The organism is Haloimpatiens massiliensis (genome assembly GCF_900184255.1).
GTDB lineage: Bacteria > Bacillota > Clostridia > Clostridiales > Clostridiaceae > Haloimpatiens > Haloimpatiens massiliensis.
The window spans coordinates 303,940-323,602 of record NZ_LT854639.1; the positions used below are offsets into that span (position 1 = coordinate 303,940).

The window sequence follows — 19,663 nt, forward strand, 5'->3', positions numbered from 1 at the left end:
ATGATCTTTTTTAATTATTGCATACTATTAATAAATGATATACTTTTAATTCATTTACGTTATTAGTAAATTATATAAAAGAAGAGGGGATTAAGTTGCAAAAAAAATTCAAAAATCTTAAAATTTCAAACATCATAATTCTTTTAGCTTCTATAGCTACAATTTTCAGTTTATGCATTGGCCTTTTAGGAACCAAAGCTGCATCTAAAATTAATGACAATGTAACAACTATGTATGACGATGCACTATTAACAATTTCAAATGTATCAAAAATGAGAGAGAATTTTTTATACATAAGATTACACAGCGCCAATGCATTTGCAAATTATAATGAAAAATATTCACAACTTATAGACAAGTGTGATAAAGAAGTAATGAAAGAATATAAAGCATATACTTCTACACCATCAGATGAAACCGAAACAAAATATTTAAAAATATTTGAGGACAACTATAAAATTTATCTAGATACATCAAAACAATTCCTCATAAATGCTAAAGAAGGTAAACCTATCCCAAAAGAAGAAGACGAAAAATTAACGGTACTAGGAAATAAAATTGAAAAAGCTTTAGATGATTTACGTATATATGACACAGAATGGTCTGAAAGAGATAAAATAGAAAGTAATAAAGTATATAGTACAAACAGAACTACTCTAATTATAAGTTTAATATTATGTATTTCTATTTTTACCATATTGTCTGTGCTAACTGTAAGAGTTTTGAAAAGCTATTTAAAAGAAATAGATGACATTTTAAAAGAAATGTCCTATGGAAATTTAGATATAGAAATTAAATCTACAGGTAAAAATGAATTTGAACAAATGAAAAAATATATACAAAACACTGTAAATGGCTTTTCAAATATAATACGAGAAATAAAGGAAAAAAGTCAATTAATAAACACATCTTCTGAAAATTTAAGCGCTATTTCAGAGGAAATGGCATCCTCCTCCGAAAATGTATCCACTGCTATAAATGATGTAGCAAAAGGAACTGGAGAGCAGGCTGAAAACTTAGTTGATATAAGCACTATATTAAATGATTTTGGACATGCTATTAAAGAAATGACTAATAACTTAAATAATTTAAATTCTATTTCTAATGAAATAGAATCCACTGCAAGCGTAAGCAGTGACAAAATGAAAAACTTATATACATCTTTTGAATTTGTTGGAGAATCCTTTAGAAAATTTATATTTAAAATTGATGGTTTAGGAAATGAAATAACTAAAATTGATGAGATAACTTTACTCATAAATGCTATAGCTGAACAAACCAATTTATTAGCTTTAAATGCTGCTATAGAAGCTGCTCGTGCTGGGGAATCTGGAAGAGGATTTGCAGTAGTTGCAGATGAAATACGAAAACTTGCTGAACAAAGTAAGGAATCAGCTAATAATATAAGCAATCTCATAAGTCAAATATCAAAAGAAACTGAAAATATAATACATGATACCAATGATATAGATGAAAAGCTAAAAGATTCTTCTGAAGTAATAAATGACTCTCTCCTTTCCTTTAGAGACATTATTACCTCAATAGACAATGTAATTCCTAAAATAAATCACTTAAATAATTCTGCAATGACTATAGATAAAGAAAAAGATAATATATTTGATAAAGTAGAGGAAGCATCTTCTGTATCAGAAGAAGTATCTGCATCTTCCGAAGAAATTGCAGCCTCTTCTGAAGAAATGAACTCCTCTTCTCAAGAGGTTGCTAGAACTGCAAATGATTTAAGTGGTTTAACTTTAGAGCTTCAGGATAAAATAAACAAATTTAAAATAAAATAAAATCAAAAAAATAAAAAAGGCCACAGATTGAAGTATAGTTTACTTTAATCTGTGGTCTTGTATTCTTGTGTTCTATTATATTATTAATAAACTTTACAACAATATAATCCTACAAAAAAGATAATTGCCCCTTTCCATATGACTCCATATTTCTTTCAATAATATCCTCCTCTCCAGTTAATTCTCTATGCTTAACTTAATATGAACATAAATAAAACCACTGTACTTATATATGCTATCCTCTACACATGAATTCAATGGATTGTATAAATATAAAAAAGGCCACATGAATTGAAGTATGTTCTACTTTCATATTGATTATTAGACTTATCTTTATTTTAAATCATGCTTTCAGAAGTTGTAGAATATTTGTTATAAAAATATAAGTATGCTCCACTAAAAACAGCTATACAAGCTATAATTATTAAAAATATTATTATAACATTCTTTTTTCTCTCCCCAGATCTAGTATTTTCTTCCTCAAAATCATCATCATTTTTATCTGAAGGTATAACCTTTTTTTCCTCTTGATAGTCATCTCTTTCATTTGAAGTAACATTAGCTTGCGGCACTTTTACATGCGTTATATCCTCTACCTGAGTTACATTCTCTGATTTTCTTATAAAATCATCTTTGTTATTCTCCATTAGTATATTACGTATCTCACTCAAACTCTGCCCACACTTTTCACAAAATTTGCATTCATTTTCATTTTCACTCCCACATCTAGGACAAAACACCTTCATACCACTCCCTTTTATCTTATACTGTTCTGACCCTTTATGTATATTTTAACCAATTAATATTATGCATATTTTATGAAAAAATTAACAATTCCCTTTTTTCTAATTTACAAACTGTTTTTAGTAGTCAGATTTTAAATAGGCTTCACATTCATTCAGTTCTGCATTCTCTCTATATTTTTTTACCTTAGTTTTCAATTTGACCATTTTTTACATTCCCCTGTAATCAAGAACACAAAATATAATACTTCTTAATATAGTGAGAACAGTTATTCTTAATTATTACCAATTGTATGAATTTTACACATATGATTTGCTTTATTTTCTTTATGAAAATCTAAATAAACCTAAATGTACATAAAAAAAGACCACATAGATTAAAATATAGTTTACTTTATCTATATGATCTTGTTTCTTATTGCATTGTTGGTAAAACTTACTCACATGGGGTACTGCCAAAAAAAAGCTATACTTCTGCAGTACAAATATCTTTTTTGCCTATCACAATAACAAGAGCTGTCTTTAAGCCATCTTCTCCAAGTTGTTCTTTAACCATTTTGCTTTCTGCATAACCCTTAAGTTGATTTAATCCCTCTTCTTTTACTTTTTCTAGGGTGTTTCTCTCACTTTCCTTTATATATTTTAATTCTATAATCCACTGAAATTTTGTTATATCTTTAAATTGAATTTTTCTCTTAAGCATTATATCTACATAGCCTTTGTTGTTTTCCGCTTCACTTTGTATGAAATAAGTGCCATCTATGCCTAAAAGGGTTAAAAACATCATTTTAATGTGCTTTTCATCCATTTGCATTAAATCTCTATTGGATAAATCCTCTAGTATTTTACTTATAATTTCCACCAAAGGTTCTATGTTTCCATAAGCTCTCATTTCAGTTATTGCATCTCTAACATCTTTTATTTGTATATTATATTCTAAGTTCATCCTTTGGAAATACTGTTCCCAATAAATTGTTTTTATCACGTAATTAGGTACTTTAAGTATAGTACCACTAAGTCCTTGACCCTTTATTGTAAGCATACCTAAATAAAACAATAGGGATTTGAAATTTTCACTTACACTATACATAGTATGAATATTAAATCTATCCACTAGCATAGTAGAGGTTTCTCCTTTATTCATTATTTCCTCTAAAGCTCCCCTATCATTAAAATTATAAGCCAGCTGATTAACTCTTCCATAATCCGTTTTTACATTATTGTCTATCATCTCTTTTGGATAACGATTATACATCAAATAATTATCTAAAAAATACATGGACATATCTGGATTAAAAACTGATTTACTATTTTCATTAAATTTATATCCATCATAATAAGTAGTCATATCAGTACATATTTTTTCTCTAAGCTCTGTATCCTTTATATTTACTTCGTCCATAATCCATGATAATTCTTCCCTTGTAAATCCCATCATGGCATTAAGATTTTCATCTAATGTATAATTTCTAGTTATATTAAATCCACTAGTTAAATCATCCAGCATTATAGGACTTACACCAGTCATAAATATTCTATTAAAATTATTCATAGTTGCATCTTTCAAAGCTTTATAAAACACTTTAACAAAACCTTCACCATGGAGAATACTTTCATAGGTGTTTTGTTTTCCTCCTGTGATTAGTTCATTGGCAAAATTATCATATTCATCTATTAAAACAAATACGGGCATTTTTATTTTATTAGCTAAAATTGATATATATTTAACTGCTACTTCTGCACTTTTCATTTCCTTTGAAATATTTTTATCCTCAAATAGGTATGAATAATTATCTATAAATTCTTGTACTGATAAATTAACAATTTTATTAAAACTATTTCTTAACTCTTCTTCCCCATGACCTGCATCAATACCAGCAAAACTAATTTTCCAAATAAGAAACTTATTTTTCTCTTCTGTAGGATTTTTTCCTATATATAAATCCCCAAATAACTCCTGAAATTTATCTTTTTTATTTATATCATAATAATTTTCTAACATAGATATAAATAAACTCTTTCCAAACCTTCTTGGCCTTATAAAAAACTGATAAGGAGCATATCTATCTAAAATTTCTATATATGAAGTTTTATCTACATATAGATAGTTTTTTTCTCTTAAAACCTGAAAATTAGAAATACCATAAGGTNTTAAATAATTATCTAAAAAATACATGGACATATCTGGATTAAAAACTGATTTACTATTTTCATTAAATTTATATCCATCATAATAAGTAGTCATATCAGTACATATTTTTTCTCTAAGCTCTGTATCCTTTATATTTACTTCGTCCATAATCCATGATAATTCTTCCCTTGTAAATCCNCTTAAATCACCTTTTATGTTTTCACTATATTTTTATTATTTTTATATTATTTCTATATTTCTGTATTATTTTTATATGATGTTTTAAATATTGATTCCATGACTATCTTTGTAGGCACTTGCATTATTCTATCTTTTCTTATTGGTATTACTAATGGTCTTTTACTAGCATCTTTCTTATATATACTCCACCCAATCTTCTAATCTACTTTTCATAAGTATTTTCATTGGTACATCTATTTTTGCCACTAAAACTTCACTTCTTCATTATTTATATTTTACCATATTGGCACCTTAAATAAACCATATACTTTCTCTTTGCATATATAATATTTTTCATTATTGCCACTTCTACAAATTTTACACACATAATTTGTTTTATTTTCTTTATACAAATAGAAATGAAGGTAAAAAGACCACATAGATTAAAGTCTCCTATAGGCTACTTCATCTATGTGGTCTTGTATTTTTATTATATTATTAATAAAAATTGAACGAACGGGGTACTTCTTATTTACCGAATGCTTTTTTTGCTTCATCTAATTCTTCTCTAGCTTTTTTTTCTGCGTCACTTAATGCTTTTTTTGTATCTTTATTTCCTGATATTATTTCATTTAATGCCTTAGCCATATTATCGTGTATAGCATATCCATTTAATACTTTAGGATCACAGTAACCATATTCAAATTCCTTAGATGCTTCCCCTTTGGCTGGATTTTCTTTTTCTACATAAGCCTTAAATTCTTGTGAATTTATAACTGAATTTCTAAGTGGTAAATATCCTGACTTCGTAGCCCATTTTAACTGTGATTCTTTTTCCATAAAGAATTTTAAATATTCAAAAGCTGCTAGTTTTTCTTCTGATGAAGGAGTATTAAATATCGCCACATCTGTACCTGAAAATAATGCTGCTTTTTTCTTTCCTTCTGGTAATACCGCTGTTTTAAAGTTTACGTTATTTCCTTTACAAGCCTTTATTATATCTGGTAGTGCGGATATAGAAGAGATACCCATTGCTGCTTCTCCTCTACTAAAAGCACCTGTCATGTATTTTTCTTCATTATCTACTTTTGCATAACCGTCTTTAATTAATCCTGATAAGAAATCAAAAGCTGCTACACCTTCTTCTGAATTAAAAAGAAGTTGGTCTTTTTCTTCATTTATTAAATGTCCACCAGCTTGTTCCACCCAAAAGCTTGAATCTATACCTACAGATTTGTTTAATCCAAATCCGTATATGTCATTTTTTCCATCTCCATTAGTATCTAAAGTTAATTTTTTAGATGCTTCTTTTAATTCATCCCAATTAGTTGGAACTTCTACATTATGTTTTTTTAATAAATCTTCGTTATAGAAAAGAAGATATGTACCTTTATTAAATGGAAGTGAATAATGTTTTCCATTCCACATTCCGTTATCTCTTATAAACTGTGGTATATCATTCCATACTTCTTTATCAAATCCTACTTTTTCATTTTCTATATATGGATTTAGGTTTTCCACTAAATCATTCATAACATAAGCTGTTAATCTATTTGGATATATCATAGTCAATGCTGGTAATTTTTTAGATTTTGCAGCACCATCTAATTTTGAGAATAATTCTTTATAATGTCCTTGATACACCAAATTTACTGTTATTTTCCCTTCATTTTTCTTGTTAAAATCCTCTGTTATTTCCTTAAGTGCCGCTTCATTGTCACCGTTCATTGCATGCCAAAATTCGATAGTAACAGGATCTTTTATTTCTGTTGCTATTGATACTTTCTCTTCTTTATTTTTTGCTGCATCCTCTTGCTTATTACCACAAGCTGCTAATCCCAAGGTTAGAGTACAAGCTGCGATAATAGCTGTCAATTTTTTAAACTTCATTTTGCTACCTCCTATTTAGTTGTATATATTTTTTTATATAAATTTTATTGATATACATAATAAATTAATCACTGAACTCTCACACATAAAGTTTAAACTCTCCATTAGATTAATAAGGGTCTTTAATTTAAAAAACTCTTTGAGTTTTATCCTTAACTCTTACTTCTCAACTCTTACCTATTACTTATTTTATGAATATTACCTATTACTTACCTGGAAATTTCAATTATAGTTAGTTTCTAAAAGAACTTTATTCTTCCCTTAAAATTTTGATTTTAACCTTTTATTCCAGATTTAGTCATACCTGATATAATGTATTTCTGCAATACAAAATACACTATAATTATTGGAATTATTATCATGGTAACTGCTGCCATTAATAAATGATAATCAGCCCCTGCTTCTGAGGTAAATGTCATAAGTCCAACTGGAAGTGTTCGCATATTTGGCACATTTGTCACAATAAGTGGCCACAAAAATTCATTCCAGCTATTTATAATCCTTAATAAGGCTATAGTTATCAAGGCCGGTTTGGCTATTGGAACCATTATCCTCCACAAAAACTTAAAGTCACTGCATCCATCTAATTTAGCTGCACTATAGAGTATCTCTGGTATACCTAAGAAAAATTGTCTAAGTAAAAATATAGAAAATACACTTACAGTCCATGGTACAATAAGCCCTTTATAGGTATTCATCCATCCTATTTTAGATATAGTTATATAATTAGGTATTAATATAACCTCTCCCGGTATCATCATGGTTCCAATAAATATGGAGAATATTATATCTCTTCCCCAAAACTTAACCCTAGAAAAAGCAAAGGCTGCCAAAACAGTAGTGACAACAGTGCCTAAGGTTATTCCTAAAGTTATAAGTACACTGTTTAAAAAATATCTTAATAAAGGTATTTTATTTTGAACTTCTACATAATTTTCCCCATAATTTTAGATGGTATCCATTTAGGTGGCATCAAAAATACTTCATTAAAAGGCTTTAATGATGTACTTATCATCCAAATAAAAGGTATTACAGTGATAATGCACCCTAGTATTAATACCATATAAATGAAAGATTTCTTTAAAATATTTTTTATCATAATACAATCTCCCTATAAAATACGGTTCAAATTTATAAATTAATGATATTCTACTTTTTTCTTACCTATATAAAATTGAACTAAATTAAATAAACTTATTATTATAAATAAAATAAATACCGCTGCAGACGCAATACCATATTGATATTGGTTATAAAATTTGTTGTATATGTAATAAACCATTGTAAGACAACTATTTAAAGGTCCTGGCTGCTTGTCAAACAATGCAAACACCTCACCAAATACCTTAAACGAACTTATCAATGTCATGATACACACAAAAAATATAGTTGGCGATAAAAGTGGTATAGTTATATTTTTGATTCTTTGCCACTTACCAGCTCCATCTATCTTAGCAGCAAAATTATATTGTTCATCTATATTTTGAAGACCTGCTAAAAATATAACTATATTATATCCAAGACTTTTCCATACACTTAATATAATTAAACTAGTTTAAATTTTATAGTTAAATTATCTATTTTTAAATTCACTTTATCACCATCCTAAAGCAAAGCCTTGTATATATCCTCTATATTATTTTCATCTAGACCCATAATATTTATATTTAAATGTTTTTTTTCTAACATTTTTTTGATTTCTTCAATAAATATTCCTTCTTCATTTGACATACTTATGCTATCAATAACACTTTGAAGTTCTTCATTAGAAGAAAGCTCTCCACCCCACTTACCAACACAGGTTCTATTTACACCACAAGATGGACTCCCATCTATTCCTATAATACCCAATATTTCATAACCATTATTTTTATATTCCTCTATTTGTTCTAAATATATAGAGAACAATTTCTTACAGTGATTTCTAAAATGTGGTGTATCAAACTGATTCTTAACATGTCCCCATCTATTAACTCCATAACAAGTTACTTCTGGACAAGGAAGCTGTACAATAGAAATGTTGTTATCAACAAGCATTTTTAACAACTGTTTCTTTTTTTCATCTCTTTCTAAATTATTTTTTTCTCCATGATATTTCACCTTAGAACTTTTATTTAATATACAATGTGCTAACAATACTACCTTTTCTTTCATTACTTTCCCCTTCCATGTCATTTGCTTTTAAATTCATATTTATTCATAAGATTTTATAATCCGTAGTAAATTACATTTTATAATATAAAAAAACAAATTTCTAATACATATATTAAATACATTAATATTCATATATTGGAATTTTAAATATATCAAAGGTATAATATGGTTAATAAAAATTACACCCCCTAAAAAGCTATAAAATCAATACCTTCAACGACTATACTCAAAGGAAATATGCTTTTACTAAGCTAGAAAAGGCACTACTGTGTAATACTAGTTACGAGTATGGGAAGATTTTAGAATAAGGAATTATTTAACTGGCATAAAAAAAGCCACAAAAAAAGACCGCATAGATTAAAATATAGTTTACTTCATCTATGTAGTCTTGTGTTTTTGTTTGTTGTATTATTGGTGAAAATCAACCTATAGGAGTGCTACCAAAAAAGGCTATACTTCTACAGTATAAATATCTTTTTTACCTACCACAATAATAAGAGCTGTCTTTAAGCCATCTTCTCCAAGTTGTTCTTTAACCATTTTGCTTTCTGCATAACCCTTAAGCTGGTTTAATCCCTCTTCTTTTACTTTCTCTAGGGTGTTTCTTTCACTTTCCTTTATATATTTTAATTCTATAATCCACTGAAATTTTGTTATATCTTTAAATTGAATTTTTCTCTTAAGCATTATATCTACATAGCCTTTGTTGTTTTCCGCTTCACTTTGTATGAAATAAGTGCCATCTATGCCTAAAAGGGTTAAAAACATCATTTTAATGTGCTTTTCATCCATTTGCATTAAATCTCTATTGGATAAATCCTCTAGTATTTTACTTATAATTTCCACCAAAGGTTCTATGTTTCCATAAGCTCTCATTTCAGTTATTGCATCTCTAACATCTTTTATTTGTATATTATATTCTAAGTTCATCCTTTGGAAATACTGTTCCCAATAAATTGTTTTTATCACGTAATTAGGTACTTTAAGTATAGTACCACTAAGTCCTTGACCCTTTATTGTAAGCATACCTAAATAAAACAATAGGGATTTGAAATTTTCACTTACACTATACATAGTATGAATATTAAATCTATCCACTAGCATAGTAGAGGTTTCTCCTTTATTCATTATTTCCTCTAAAGCTCCCCTATCATTAAAATTATAAGCCAGCTGATTAACTCTTCCATAATCCGTTTTTACATTATTGTCTATCATCTCTTTTGGATAACGATTATACATCAAATAATTATCTAAAAAATACATGGACATATCTGGATTAAAAACTGATTTACTATTTTCATTAAATTTATATCCATCATAATAAGTAGTCATATCAGTACATATTTTTTCTCTAAGCTCTGTATCCTTTATATTTACTTCGTCCATAATCCATGATAATTCTTCCCTTGTAAATCCCATCATGGCATTAAGATTTTCATCTAATGTATAATTTCTAGTTATATTAAATCCACTAGTTAAATCATCCAGCATTATAGGACTTACACCTGTCATAAATATCCTGTTAAAATTATCCATGGTTGCATCCTTTAAAGCCTTATAGAACACCTTAACAAATCCTTCACCATGAAGAATACTTTCATAAGTACTTTGTTTTCCTCCTGTGATTAGTTCATTGGCAAAATTATCATATTCGTCTATTAAAACAAATACGGGCATCTTTATTTTACTAGCTAACAGGGATATATATTGAACTATTACTTCAGCACTGTTTACCTTTTTTGGAATAATACTATCTCCTAATAAATCTGAATACTGGTTTACAAATTTCGTTGCAGAAACAATAACTTTTGAATTAAAACTATTTCTTAACTCTTCTTCACCATGACCTGCATCTATTCCAGCAAAACTAATTTTCCAAATAAGGAACTTATTTTTCTCTTCTGTAGGATTTTTTCCTATATATAAATCCCCAAATAATTCCTGAAATTTATCTTTTTTATTTATATCATAATAATTTTCTAACATAGATATAAATAAACTCTTTCCAAACCTTCTTGGCCTTATAAAAAACTGATAAGGAGCATATCTATCTAAAATTTCTATATATGAAGTTTTATCTACATATAGATAGTTTTTTTCTCTTAAAACCTGAAAATTAGAAATACCATAAGGTATTCTTTTCATAATTCTACTCACACTCCTAACTTTGTTGTGTTTATTTAAATTATTTTTTATATTTTCACTATTTTTGTATTATTTTTATATTATGCTTCACCCAATGTTTTAATCTACTTTGCATAAGTCTTTTCATTGATACATCCATTTTTGACACTAAACCTTATTTCTCCTTATTTATATTTTACCATATTGACAACTTAAATAAACAATATACTTACTCTTTGAATATATAATATTTTTGAATTATTACCGGTTATGTAAATTCTACGCATTATTGGCTTTGTTTTTTATTGAATTTTTTCCAAAACATTTTTATTTATACTCTAACAAAATATATCGCTCGCTACCATTTTCATTTATCTTTTTAACCTTTGCTCTAACCATTTCTATTTTATCTCCGTCAAACTTATCTTTGTAGATTTTTTCTGCATTATCAAAATTTAATGAATAATAATCGTAATCCAAATCAATTTTTTGATTATATTCATTAGTATGATAATTTTTAGCATATATATAATATTGGTTATTTCCTATATCCTCCATTTTGTAAACAACAGAGTAATCTATCGGACACTCGCCATCGCCGTGCATTTTGTAATAATATCCATTTTTATATTCATATATATCATTATAAGCCTTTTGTATTGATTGATGTTTAATACTATTTATATTAAAATATTTTTTCACTGCATATTCAATATAGTCCTTTTTAAGTTTATCGTGAAGATTCTCAAATTCAAAATAATTAGCTCCTTTTGAAAAGATTCCTCTGTAATGGTTTCTATAATTATGCCAAAAACCAAATAGTATTAGTTGTTCATTAGATATCTTACCTTCCGCAAATTTCATATCATATGGAATCTCCGCAAAATTACTCATAAAAATATTAAACTTTCTTTGCAATTCTTGATTAAGAATTATCTCCTTGTTTTTTACATTATACTTATAGGTTATTTCATTACTTATATTATTTTTGTTGTTAATAACCATAACTCTTAAAGTTATGCTACCATTTTTACTTAATTTAATCTTTTCATTATATTTTTGCGAATTTTTATTTGGATTCGTGCCATCCATTGTATAATATATACTACAATTCTCAGGTGCATTTATTGTTATATAATCACCAAAGTGCATTTCTCCGCCCTTAGGGTTAACATTTATTACTAACGTTTTTCTAATTTCTTTTTCTGATTCATCTATAAGTCTTTCAACCCTTTTATCCTTAGTTAAATTATAGTATTTTTTTACTGTTGTATAGGCATCTTCTATTCTATTACCTCTCTTATATAAATTATAAAGTTCAATATTAGCTTCATAGTAATCCGGCTTATTATTTATTACACTAACAAGTTCTTTTTCAGCCTCATTATAATTATTCATTTTAATATAAGATTTAGCTAAGCCAAACTTAGCTTCTATGCCTAGTTTACTATCATTCTCCAATTTCTTAAATATATCAATTGCTTTAGAAGTTTGTCCATTATTCAAATATTCATTAGCCTTGCTCAAACTTCTTTTATTGCTACCACTAAATAATAAAATTAAAATAGCAATCAGACTTATTATAAAAACTAAAACTCCAATAATCTTTTTATTCATATACATTCTTCCTTTACATTAGTATTTATGCATAAAATCATTATATCAAATTATTACATTTGCATATAATAATTATTCTTTATATTAATTTACATAATTTAAAATACAATAAAAACATTGAGTCTCCTAAGAAAAACTCAATGTCTTGGTTTAATATTTTTATCTGAGGCCTAATTCCCAAACTTTCTAGTAATATTACATTTTATCTATATTATACATATCATACCTTAATTATACATTAACGCACTTTTATTTACAAGAAAACTTATGTATTCAATTTAAAAAATGAACTCCTGGGGTGGTAGTCAGTCTTTGTCACATCTAATACGACATGCCCGGTCTTCTGCAATACGACATCTGCGTTCACCATAATAAATACAAGGGAATAAATAAAAACTAAGTATATTTATAGTAATTCTTAATCAATTAGTTTTTAAGATATAACTTTTTTGATACACATTTTAAATGCGAATTTTTAATATAACTTTCTATTACATAATATAAACTAATTTCTCTAAAATAATAAAAAAACTTAAAAATTGAAGTGGAATTATATTCAAAAATACATATCTAGTTATTAGAAGGACAAACTCTAAGCTTTAAGCCTTAGACTTTAATAAAATAACTGGAGGTACTGAATATGAGCTTTATATCAATTGATTCTGAGATTTTAAATACTAATATAGATGGACAAGCTTTAAAACTATACTGCCTATTAGAAAGCTACTGCTACGGAGATAAAAAAGATTGTTTTCCATCTCAAAATACTCTAGCTACTAGAATGAATAAAAGCATAAGAACAATACAGAGATACCTAAAAACTCTAAAAAATCTAGGCCTTGTTATAATAAAAAGACGTGGCTCTACCAGCAATCTGTACATATTGCCAAAGAAACTTAATAAAAAAGTACAGGAAACTGCTCAAAAAATACAAAAAAAATGCAGCGATTTTAGGGCTGCATTAAAAACTAGAAAAAGTAATGCTAATAAATCATCTATGAATATTCACAACACTGATTATAATATTAGTAATAATACCAATAGTTGCAGTAATAACTCTTATAGTAACTACAGTAATATCCGTAATAACGGCCATAGCAATACCTTCAAAAATCACAAAAAAAGCTATAAAACCAATACCTTCAACGATTATACTCAAAGAAAATATGATTTTAGTAAGCTAGAAAAGGCACTACTGGGTAATGCTAGTTTTGAGTATGAGGAGGTTTTGGAGTAGATTGAATTATTAAAATTTACATCCCAGGGGCGCTACCAGAAAAAGATTGGGGCTAAACAAAAGACTTTTTGGGGTTGCCATCAGTCCTGCAAAATAAAAAGCTCCCAAGGTAATACACATCTCCTGCGATGGCTTCATCTATTTTTTCACTCTCAATAATTTTCTCTTTTACTTTTCCTATATACATAAAATTATACCCTAGGGGTGCTGACAAAAAAAGAATAGAGCGGAGGAGAAGACTTTTTTTGTTTGCTAGCTACCTGTTCTAGAGTGTTTGGACTTTTCCTCGAAAAATTTTTATTTTTCCCTGCAATTCCATCAATGATAATTTTTCTAGAATGTCTACTCTGGTATTATTTATAATAGTTTTTAGTTCATCTATGGTTTTAGGTTCTTTATGTATGGAATTTAATATTAATTTTTCTATAGAATCTATTTTAAAACTATTAGTAGCTTGTACTTGATTATTTTGTTCATAGTTTTCAATTTTTTTAATAGACTTATCCAGCAATTGCCTTGGGGAAATATATATTTTTGAGCCATTTAATATTAATTCATTGCTTCCTATACTTTCTTTTGAAAAAATATTATCAGGTGCAGCAAATACTTGTCTACCATATTTTTTAGCAAATTCTGCTGTTATAAGAGACCCACTGCTACGGCTAGCTTCTATTACTAGAAGTTTCTTGCTAAAGGCACTAATTAGTCTATTTCTTTTTGGAAAATTTTTAGCATCTGGCTCGGTACCTGGAGGATACTCGGACACCACTGCTCCTATTTCTATAATCTTCTCCATAAGTTTTTTATGCTCTTTAGGGTAAACTACATCAACACCGCATCCTAAAAATGCCATAGTATATCCCCCTAAATTTATACAAGCTGTATGAGAATAGCCATCTATTCCTTTTGCCATACCACTTATAACAGTTATGTTATTCGCACATAAAAATTCAGCTGCTTCTTTAGCTATTCTTTTCCCATAATCAGTACATCTTCTAGAGCCAACTATACCTACACCTAAAGGATTTTTTCTAATATTGCCCAAATAGTATAAAAGATTGGGGGAATCTTTAAGTTTCTTAACTTCTATTGGATATAACTCATCATTTATATTAAGTATCTTTATACCATTAATAATACATTTTTTTATTATAAAATCTGCTCTACTCATAGTTTCATCTTTAGACTCTACTATAGTTTTAGCAATTTTGTCACCTACTCCCCCTACGCTAATTAGCTCATGATAGGAAGCTTTAAATATATTTTCTGGTACGTTAAACTTTTCTAAAAGTTTCTTACCCATAACTGGACCTATACCCTTTATTTCACTCAACCATATCCAATATACATTCATTTCTATTTAAGACTCTCCTTTACACCACCATCATATTGGCTTGCTCCTTATCAAATTCTCTACAAATAAGCGCTTTTGCCACATGCTTCTTTAAAATATTTTCTGTTCCATCCATATCTGCAAAAGTTCTTGCTACTTTTAAAAACTTATGAAAAGTTCTTGCGCTATATTTGAATCTGTCATAAGCCATTTGAAGCAAATTAATACACTCATTGTTTAATACACAAAATTCCTTAATCATAGAAGGTGTCATTTGAGCATTACAATTTACTCCTTCTAAATTTTTAAATCTAACCATTTGCATTTTCCTAGTTCTCTCAACTATTTCTCTGATTTTCTGAGAGGATATACCTTTTTCATACTTAGAAAGCTTCATAAACTCTACTGGTTGAACATTTTTCTGTATATCTATTCTATCTAATATGGGCCCTGAAAGCTTTTGCCTATACTTTAACACCTCATAATCAGTACAATGACACCTATCTTCCCCATAGTAACCACAGGGACATGGGTTCATTGCCGAAACCAACATAAAATTTGCTGGATAAGTATTTGTAAACCTAACCCTAGAAATAGTAACCTTATTATCCTCCAATGGCTGTCTTAAAGCATCTAAAGTGCCTTTATTGAACTCTGCTATTTCATCTAAAAAAAGCACTCCATTGTGAGCAAGAGATATTTCACCGGGCATGGCATTATTGCCTCCCCCTATAAGAGAATTAGTTGAAGCATTATGATGTGGCGCTCTAAAAGGTCTTTCTGTTATAAGTCTGCCTCTGTTTTTTAAAAGCCCCGCTACACTATAAATTTTAGTTACTTCTAAAGCCTCTTCTTCTGTCATAGCCGGCAATATAGTTGGAATTCGCTTTGCAATCATAGATTTACCACATCCTGGTGAACCAGAAAGCAGTATATTGTGCCCTCCTGCTGCAGCTACTGTTATAAATTCTATGGCTTCATCCTGCCCTTGAACATCCTCAAAATCAATAAAATATTTTCTTCTGACCACATGATCATCTTTAAAATTTTCTACATTTTCATAAGTATTAGTTCCCTCAATAAATTCTACTACTTCCTTCAAATTTTCAAATCCAAATATATTTATACCATTTACAAGTGAAGCCTCCTTTAGATTTCGCTTTGGAACTATTAGATTAGTGATTCCTCTTTTCTTTGCCTCAATAACCATAGGCAGTACACCACTGCATGGTCTTAAGTCTGCATTCAATGATAATTCTCCTATAAATCCAAAGATGGACAAATCCCCTGTGCACAACTGTTTAGATTGTATAAGAAGACCTATAGCCATACCTAAATCAAAGTGCGAACCGCTTTTTTTCACGTCACAGGGCGAAAGATTCACTACTATTTTCATTTTAGGGAATTCATATTTCGAATGAACAACAGCTGCTTCTAATCTTTCCCTCGCTTCCTTTATGGCAGTGTCACCTAAGCCTACAATAGAAACAGCTGGTTTACCGTAAATAGTGTCCGTTTCTATTTTAACTGTATATGCATCTATTCCACTTATGGCAAAACTATTTACAACTGAAGCCAAAGATTTCATCTCCTTTTCCTTAAAATTAAACTATGATCAATTTCATAATGCATCCATCATGCATCAATTTTAACTTTTATACCACTTTCCACAAAGTTCTTATATAACTCTCTTTTATCTGCTTCCTTGTAATAACAAAGAATTTTGTCAGAACATATAATTTTTTCTTTTTTTTCACCTATATACATGCTGTAGCTACTCCACTGATACTCCTCTGGCTTTTGAACCATATTAGCTTTCAATGGGTTTAAATGAATATATCTGCTAGCCTCAAGCATTTGGACATCTGTTTCTATAAACTGTGGATGATACCTGTCTTGAAATAAGTGGCCTATGTAATTATATTTTTTATTAAAATATTTTGCATACATGGCATTTACCCTCCCTATAAATTTACCTGGTGGTTTATCCTTTGTTTCTATTAATATGTGTACATGGTTATCCATCAAACAATAGCAAATTATCTTATATCCATCATATTTAAAGTGGTCTAGTGCCTCTTCTATCAATATTAAATAGTATTGAAAATCTTCTCCATCTCTAAATATATCATTTCTATGGTTGCCTCTTGCAGTTATATGGCAGCTGCTTCCGGGAAACCAAGGTACTTTTGGTGTAGGCAAAACAGCACCCTCCTTTTTCATCACTATTCTTGATTATGACCATTTCTATAAATTTTACACATTAATTTGCTTTATTTTATTTATAAAAACTTGAATAAAGGGAAATTAGCATAAAAAAACACATAGATTAAAGTTTAGTTTACTTTATCTATGTGTTTTGTTTTTTATTGAATTATTGGTAAAATTTATACCCCAGGGGTGCTGACAAAAAAAGGATGTAGCGGAGCGGAAGACTTTAAAACTTTTTTCATATTTTAATTAAAAATTAATAAACATTTAAATTTGAAATTGTTCAATAATAATAATATATACATGATATAATAATAAAAAAGGAGGTTGAAGCTAATGGAATTAAGAAAAAATAATGCTGTAGTTATACCAGAGGATATACTTCCATTATTAGATGACTTAGCTCACGGTGATTCCCTAGATGAAAATGTACGAATATCTATAGCAATAAGTTTATTTGTTGCTAAAAGTGTTTCCTTAGCTAGAGCGGCAGAAATTGCTAGACTTTCACTAAATGATTTTATATATATACTTAATTTCAAAAATATTCCTTGGGGTGAATACACAGATGAAGATATAAAAGAAGATGAAATGGCAATAAAGGATATACTAAAGGAGTATAACAAAAATGACTAAAATCGTGTGCAATTCCAGTCCCATTATAGGCTTAAGTATAATTAATAAATTAAATTTATTATGGGAAATTTTTAACCAAGTATATATAACTGAAGAGGTATATATAGAGATTACTCAAAACAATGAATTCAAACATTATGGACAAGAGGAACTTAAAAAGGCCGTTAATGAGGGAAAAATAACAGTTTATAAGATAAAAAATAATAAAATAGTAGAATCAATGATTGGAAGATTACATCGTGGAGAATTAGAGGTAATACAGGCTGCTAAAGAATTAAATATTAATAAAGTTATTATTGATGATAGATCTGCTAGAAATAGAGCCAAAGACATGTTGCTTAAACCTATAGGAATCATAGGAATTCTACAATTAGCAAAGAAATTAGGAAAAATTGCTGAAATCAAGTTATATTTAGATATACTTATTGAAGAAGGTTATAGGATTTCAAAAAGATTATATTTAGAATCTTTAAAAATTGCTTGTGAGGAAGAAAAAATTTTTGAAAACAAATAATAAAACTTGAATTATATTTACTGTCTTTTATATAGTGAAGATATTTACCCAGAATTTCCTCTGTTAATATTTGAAAATATATTATATAATTATTGGAGAAAACTACACCCAGGGGTGCTGACAAAAAAAGGCTGCAGCGGAGCGGAAGACTTTTTTTGTTTGCTAATTTTGGATAACCAGATACCAGTCTCCTAGAGATTAACAGGTATTTTTTCAAATAATATCAATAGCATAAAAAACACATAGATTAAAGTTTAGTTTGCTTTATTCATGTGTTTTTGTTTTTTTATTGAATTATTGGTAAAAATTACACCCCAGGGGTGCTGACAAAAAAAGGATGTAGCGAAGCGGAGGACTTTTTTTGTTTGCTACTAATGCAAACATACATATTTCATTGGTTAGAAAAGAACTATAGTAATCACTTTTATAACATCTAACTACCTCTTCTCCCAAGCAGATATCGCTAACCATGCAAAGCTTATACTCATTAAAAAAATATTGTTGATTTCTTTTAGATTTATATTACTGATATTGAAAAAAAGGTGATATAATTTCTTTATTTTTTAGTATAAATTTTTTAACTTTTTCTTTTTTATTTGTGTCTATTTCTAATTTTATATTGTTGTCCCGGAGGTATTCGTTTAACTTTAAAGACCTTATTACATAACTATCTTCTAATTTACCTACTTTAATACTTTCAAAATCTGATGATTTTTTTGTATATATTTTACATATCCAAGTTTAAATGCCAAATTTTCCTTAATAATAGTTTCTTTCTTAGTAATTTCTATTTCTTCATCATAACCGGTAAAACTTTTGATATCCTTAAATTTTCCTATAGCTTCCCATATAACATTGAATAAAGAAAAGATAAATATAATTAATACAAAGAGATTTGTTAGATCAATGTCGATAGAGCCTATGTTATTATTAATTGCAGTTATTAAGGATATTACAAATATAGATAAATTAATTATTAAGCTAATACCTTCTCTTTTCTTTAAAAAAAATAAATATTTATAGAAATTTACAATCATTTTAAATTTCTTATTTTTCATTAAACCACCCCACTATTCTAAGAAACTGCAATATTTTGT

The 19,663-nt window shown here is 28.2% G+C and carries 14 protein-coding genes and 3 pseudogenes; 4 read left to right on the forward strand and 13 right to left on the reverse strand.

The window, feature by feature from the left end:
- Window positions 1–95: 95 nt before the first annotated feature.
- A complete protein-coding gene (locus C1715_RS06775; protein ID WP_102399812.1) occupies window positions 96–1,796 on the forward strand; it encodes a methyl-accepting chemotaxis protein in 1,701 nt (566 codons plus the stop codon).
- 338 nt (window positions 1,797–2,134) lie between these two features.
- On the opposite strand, the gene C1715_RS06780 is transcribed toward C1715_RS06775, so the two are convergent.
- From C1715_RS06780 to C1715_RS06815, 8 genes and pseudogenes are all read right to left on the reverse strand, one after another.
- Window positions 2,135–2,542 (reverse strand): zinc ribbon domain-containing protein, encoded by a 408-nt coding sequence (locus tag C1715_RS06780; protein ID WP_102399813.1) that lies wholly within the window; start codon window positions 2,540–2,542, stop codon window positions 2,135–2,137.
- A 463-nt stretch (window positions 2,543–3,005) separates the two neighbouring features.
- Window positions 3,006–4,715, reverse strand: coding sequence for an ATP-binding protein (locus C1715_RS06785; protein ID WP_102400005.1), 1,710 nt, complete (start codon window positions 4,713–4,715; stop codon window positions 3,006–3,008).
- Between the two features lie 663 nt (window positions 4,716–5,378).
- A complete protein-coding gene (locus C1715_RS06790) occupies window positions 5,379–6,740 on the reverse strand; it encodes an ABC transporter substrate-binding protein (RefSeq protein WP_102399814.1) in 1,362 nt (453 codons plus the stop codon).
- 275 nt (window positions 6,741–7,015) lie between these two features.
- Window positions 7,016–7,839 (reverse strand): annotated as a pseudogene (locus C1715_RS06795) (carbohydrate ABC transporter permease).
- 39 nt (window positions 7,840–7,878) lie between these two features.
- A pseudogene (locus tag C1715_RS06800) lies at window positions 7,879–8,292 on the reverse strand (carbohydrate ABC transporter permease); the annotation flags it as partial.
- 53 nt (window positions 8,293–8,345) lie between these two features.
- The gene (locus C1715_RS06805; protein ID WP_035291708.1) at window positions 8,346–8,894 is read right to left on the reverse strand and encodes a CD3072 family TudS-related putative desulfidase; all 549 of its coding nucleotides are present in this window, start codon (window positions 8,892–8,894) and stop codon (window positions 8,346–8,348) included.
- Between the two features lie 450 nt (window positions 8,895–9,344).
- Entirely contained in the window at window positions 9,345–11,039 is a 1,695-nt protein-coding gene (locus C1715_RS06810; protein WP_102399815.1) for an ATP-binding protein, read from the reverse strand.
- Window positions 11,040–11,345: 306 nt separating this feature from the next.
- Window positions 11,346–12,635 (reverse strand): chitobiase/beta-hexosaminidase C-terminal domain-containing protein, encoded by a 1,290-nt coding sequence (locus C1715_RS06815; RefSeq protein ID WP_180964020.1) that lies wholly within the window; start codon window positions 12,633–12,635, stop codon window positions 11,346–11,348.
- A 640-nt stretch (window positions 12,636–13,275) separates the two neighbouring features.
- Between C1715_RS06815 and C1715_RS06820 the strand changes: the two genes are divergently transcribed.
- A complete protein-coding gene (locus C1715_RS06820) occupies window positions 13,276–13,872 on the forward strand; it encodes a helix-turn-helix domain-containing protein (protein WP_051931682.1) in 597 nt (198 codons plus the stop codon).
- A 52-nt stretch (window positions 13,873–13,924) separates the two neighbouring features.
- Here C1715_RS06820 and C1715_RS20015 read toward each other — a convergent pair whose 3' ends face one another.
- From C1715_RS20015 to C1715_RS06835, 4 genes and pseudogenes are all read right to left on the reverse strand, one after another.
- Entirely contained in the window at window positions 13,925–14,059 is a 135-nt protein-coding gene (locus C1715_RS20015; protein WP_278320095.1) for a hypothetical protein, read from the reverse strand.
- Between the two features lie 78 nt (window positions 14,060–14,137).
- Complete coding sequence (gene dprA / locus C1715_RS06825; RefSeq protein WP_242971910.1) at window positions 14,138–15,205, reverse strand: DNA-processing protein DprA; 1,068 nt, start codon at window positions 15,203–15,205, stop codon at window positions 14,138–14,140.
- A gap of 40 nt (window positions 15,206–15,245) precedes the next feature.
- Window positions 15,246–16,799: pseudogene (locus tag C1715_RS06830) on the reverse strand (YifB family Mg chelatase-like AAA ATPase); the annotation flags it as partial.
- Window positions 16,800–16,840: 41 nt separating this feature from the next.
- A complete protein-coding gene (locus C1715_RS06835; RefSeq protein ID WP_035291718.1) occupies window positions 16,841–17,407 on the reverse strand; it encodes a transposase in 567 nt (188 codons plus the stop codon).
- Between the two features lie 345 nt (window positions 17,408–17,752).
- On the opposite strand from C1715_RS06835, the gene C1715_RS06840 reads away from it, so the two are divergent.
- Together C1715_RS06840 and C1715_RS06845 are read left to right on the forward strand one after the other, a co-directional pair.
- Window positions 17,753–18,052, forward strand: coding sequence for a UPF0175 family protein (locus C1715_RS06840; protein ID WP_035291720.1), 300 nt, complete (start codon window positions 17,753–17,755; stop codon window positions 18,050–18,052).
- Complete coding sequence (locus C1715_RS06845; RefSeq protein ID WP_035291723.1) at window positions 18,045–18,566, forward strand: PIN domain-containing protein; 522 nt, start codon at window positions 18,045–18,047, stop codon at window positions 18,564–18,566. The genes C1715_RS06840 and C1715_RS06845 overlap by 8 nt, the downstream gene beginning before the upstream one ends.
- A 683-nt stretch (window positions 18,567–19,249) precedes the next feature.
- Here the strand turns inward: C1715_RS06845 and C1715_RS06850 are convergent.
- Entirely contained in the window at window positions 19,250–19,624 is a 375-nt protein-coding gene (locus tag C1715_RS06850) for a hypothetical protein (RefSeq protein ID WP_102399818.1), read from the reverse strand.
- Between the last annotated feature and the right edge of the window lie 39 nt (window positions 19,625–19,663).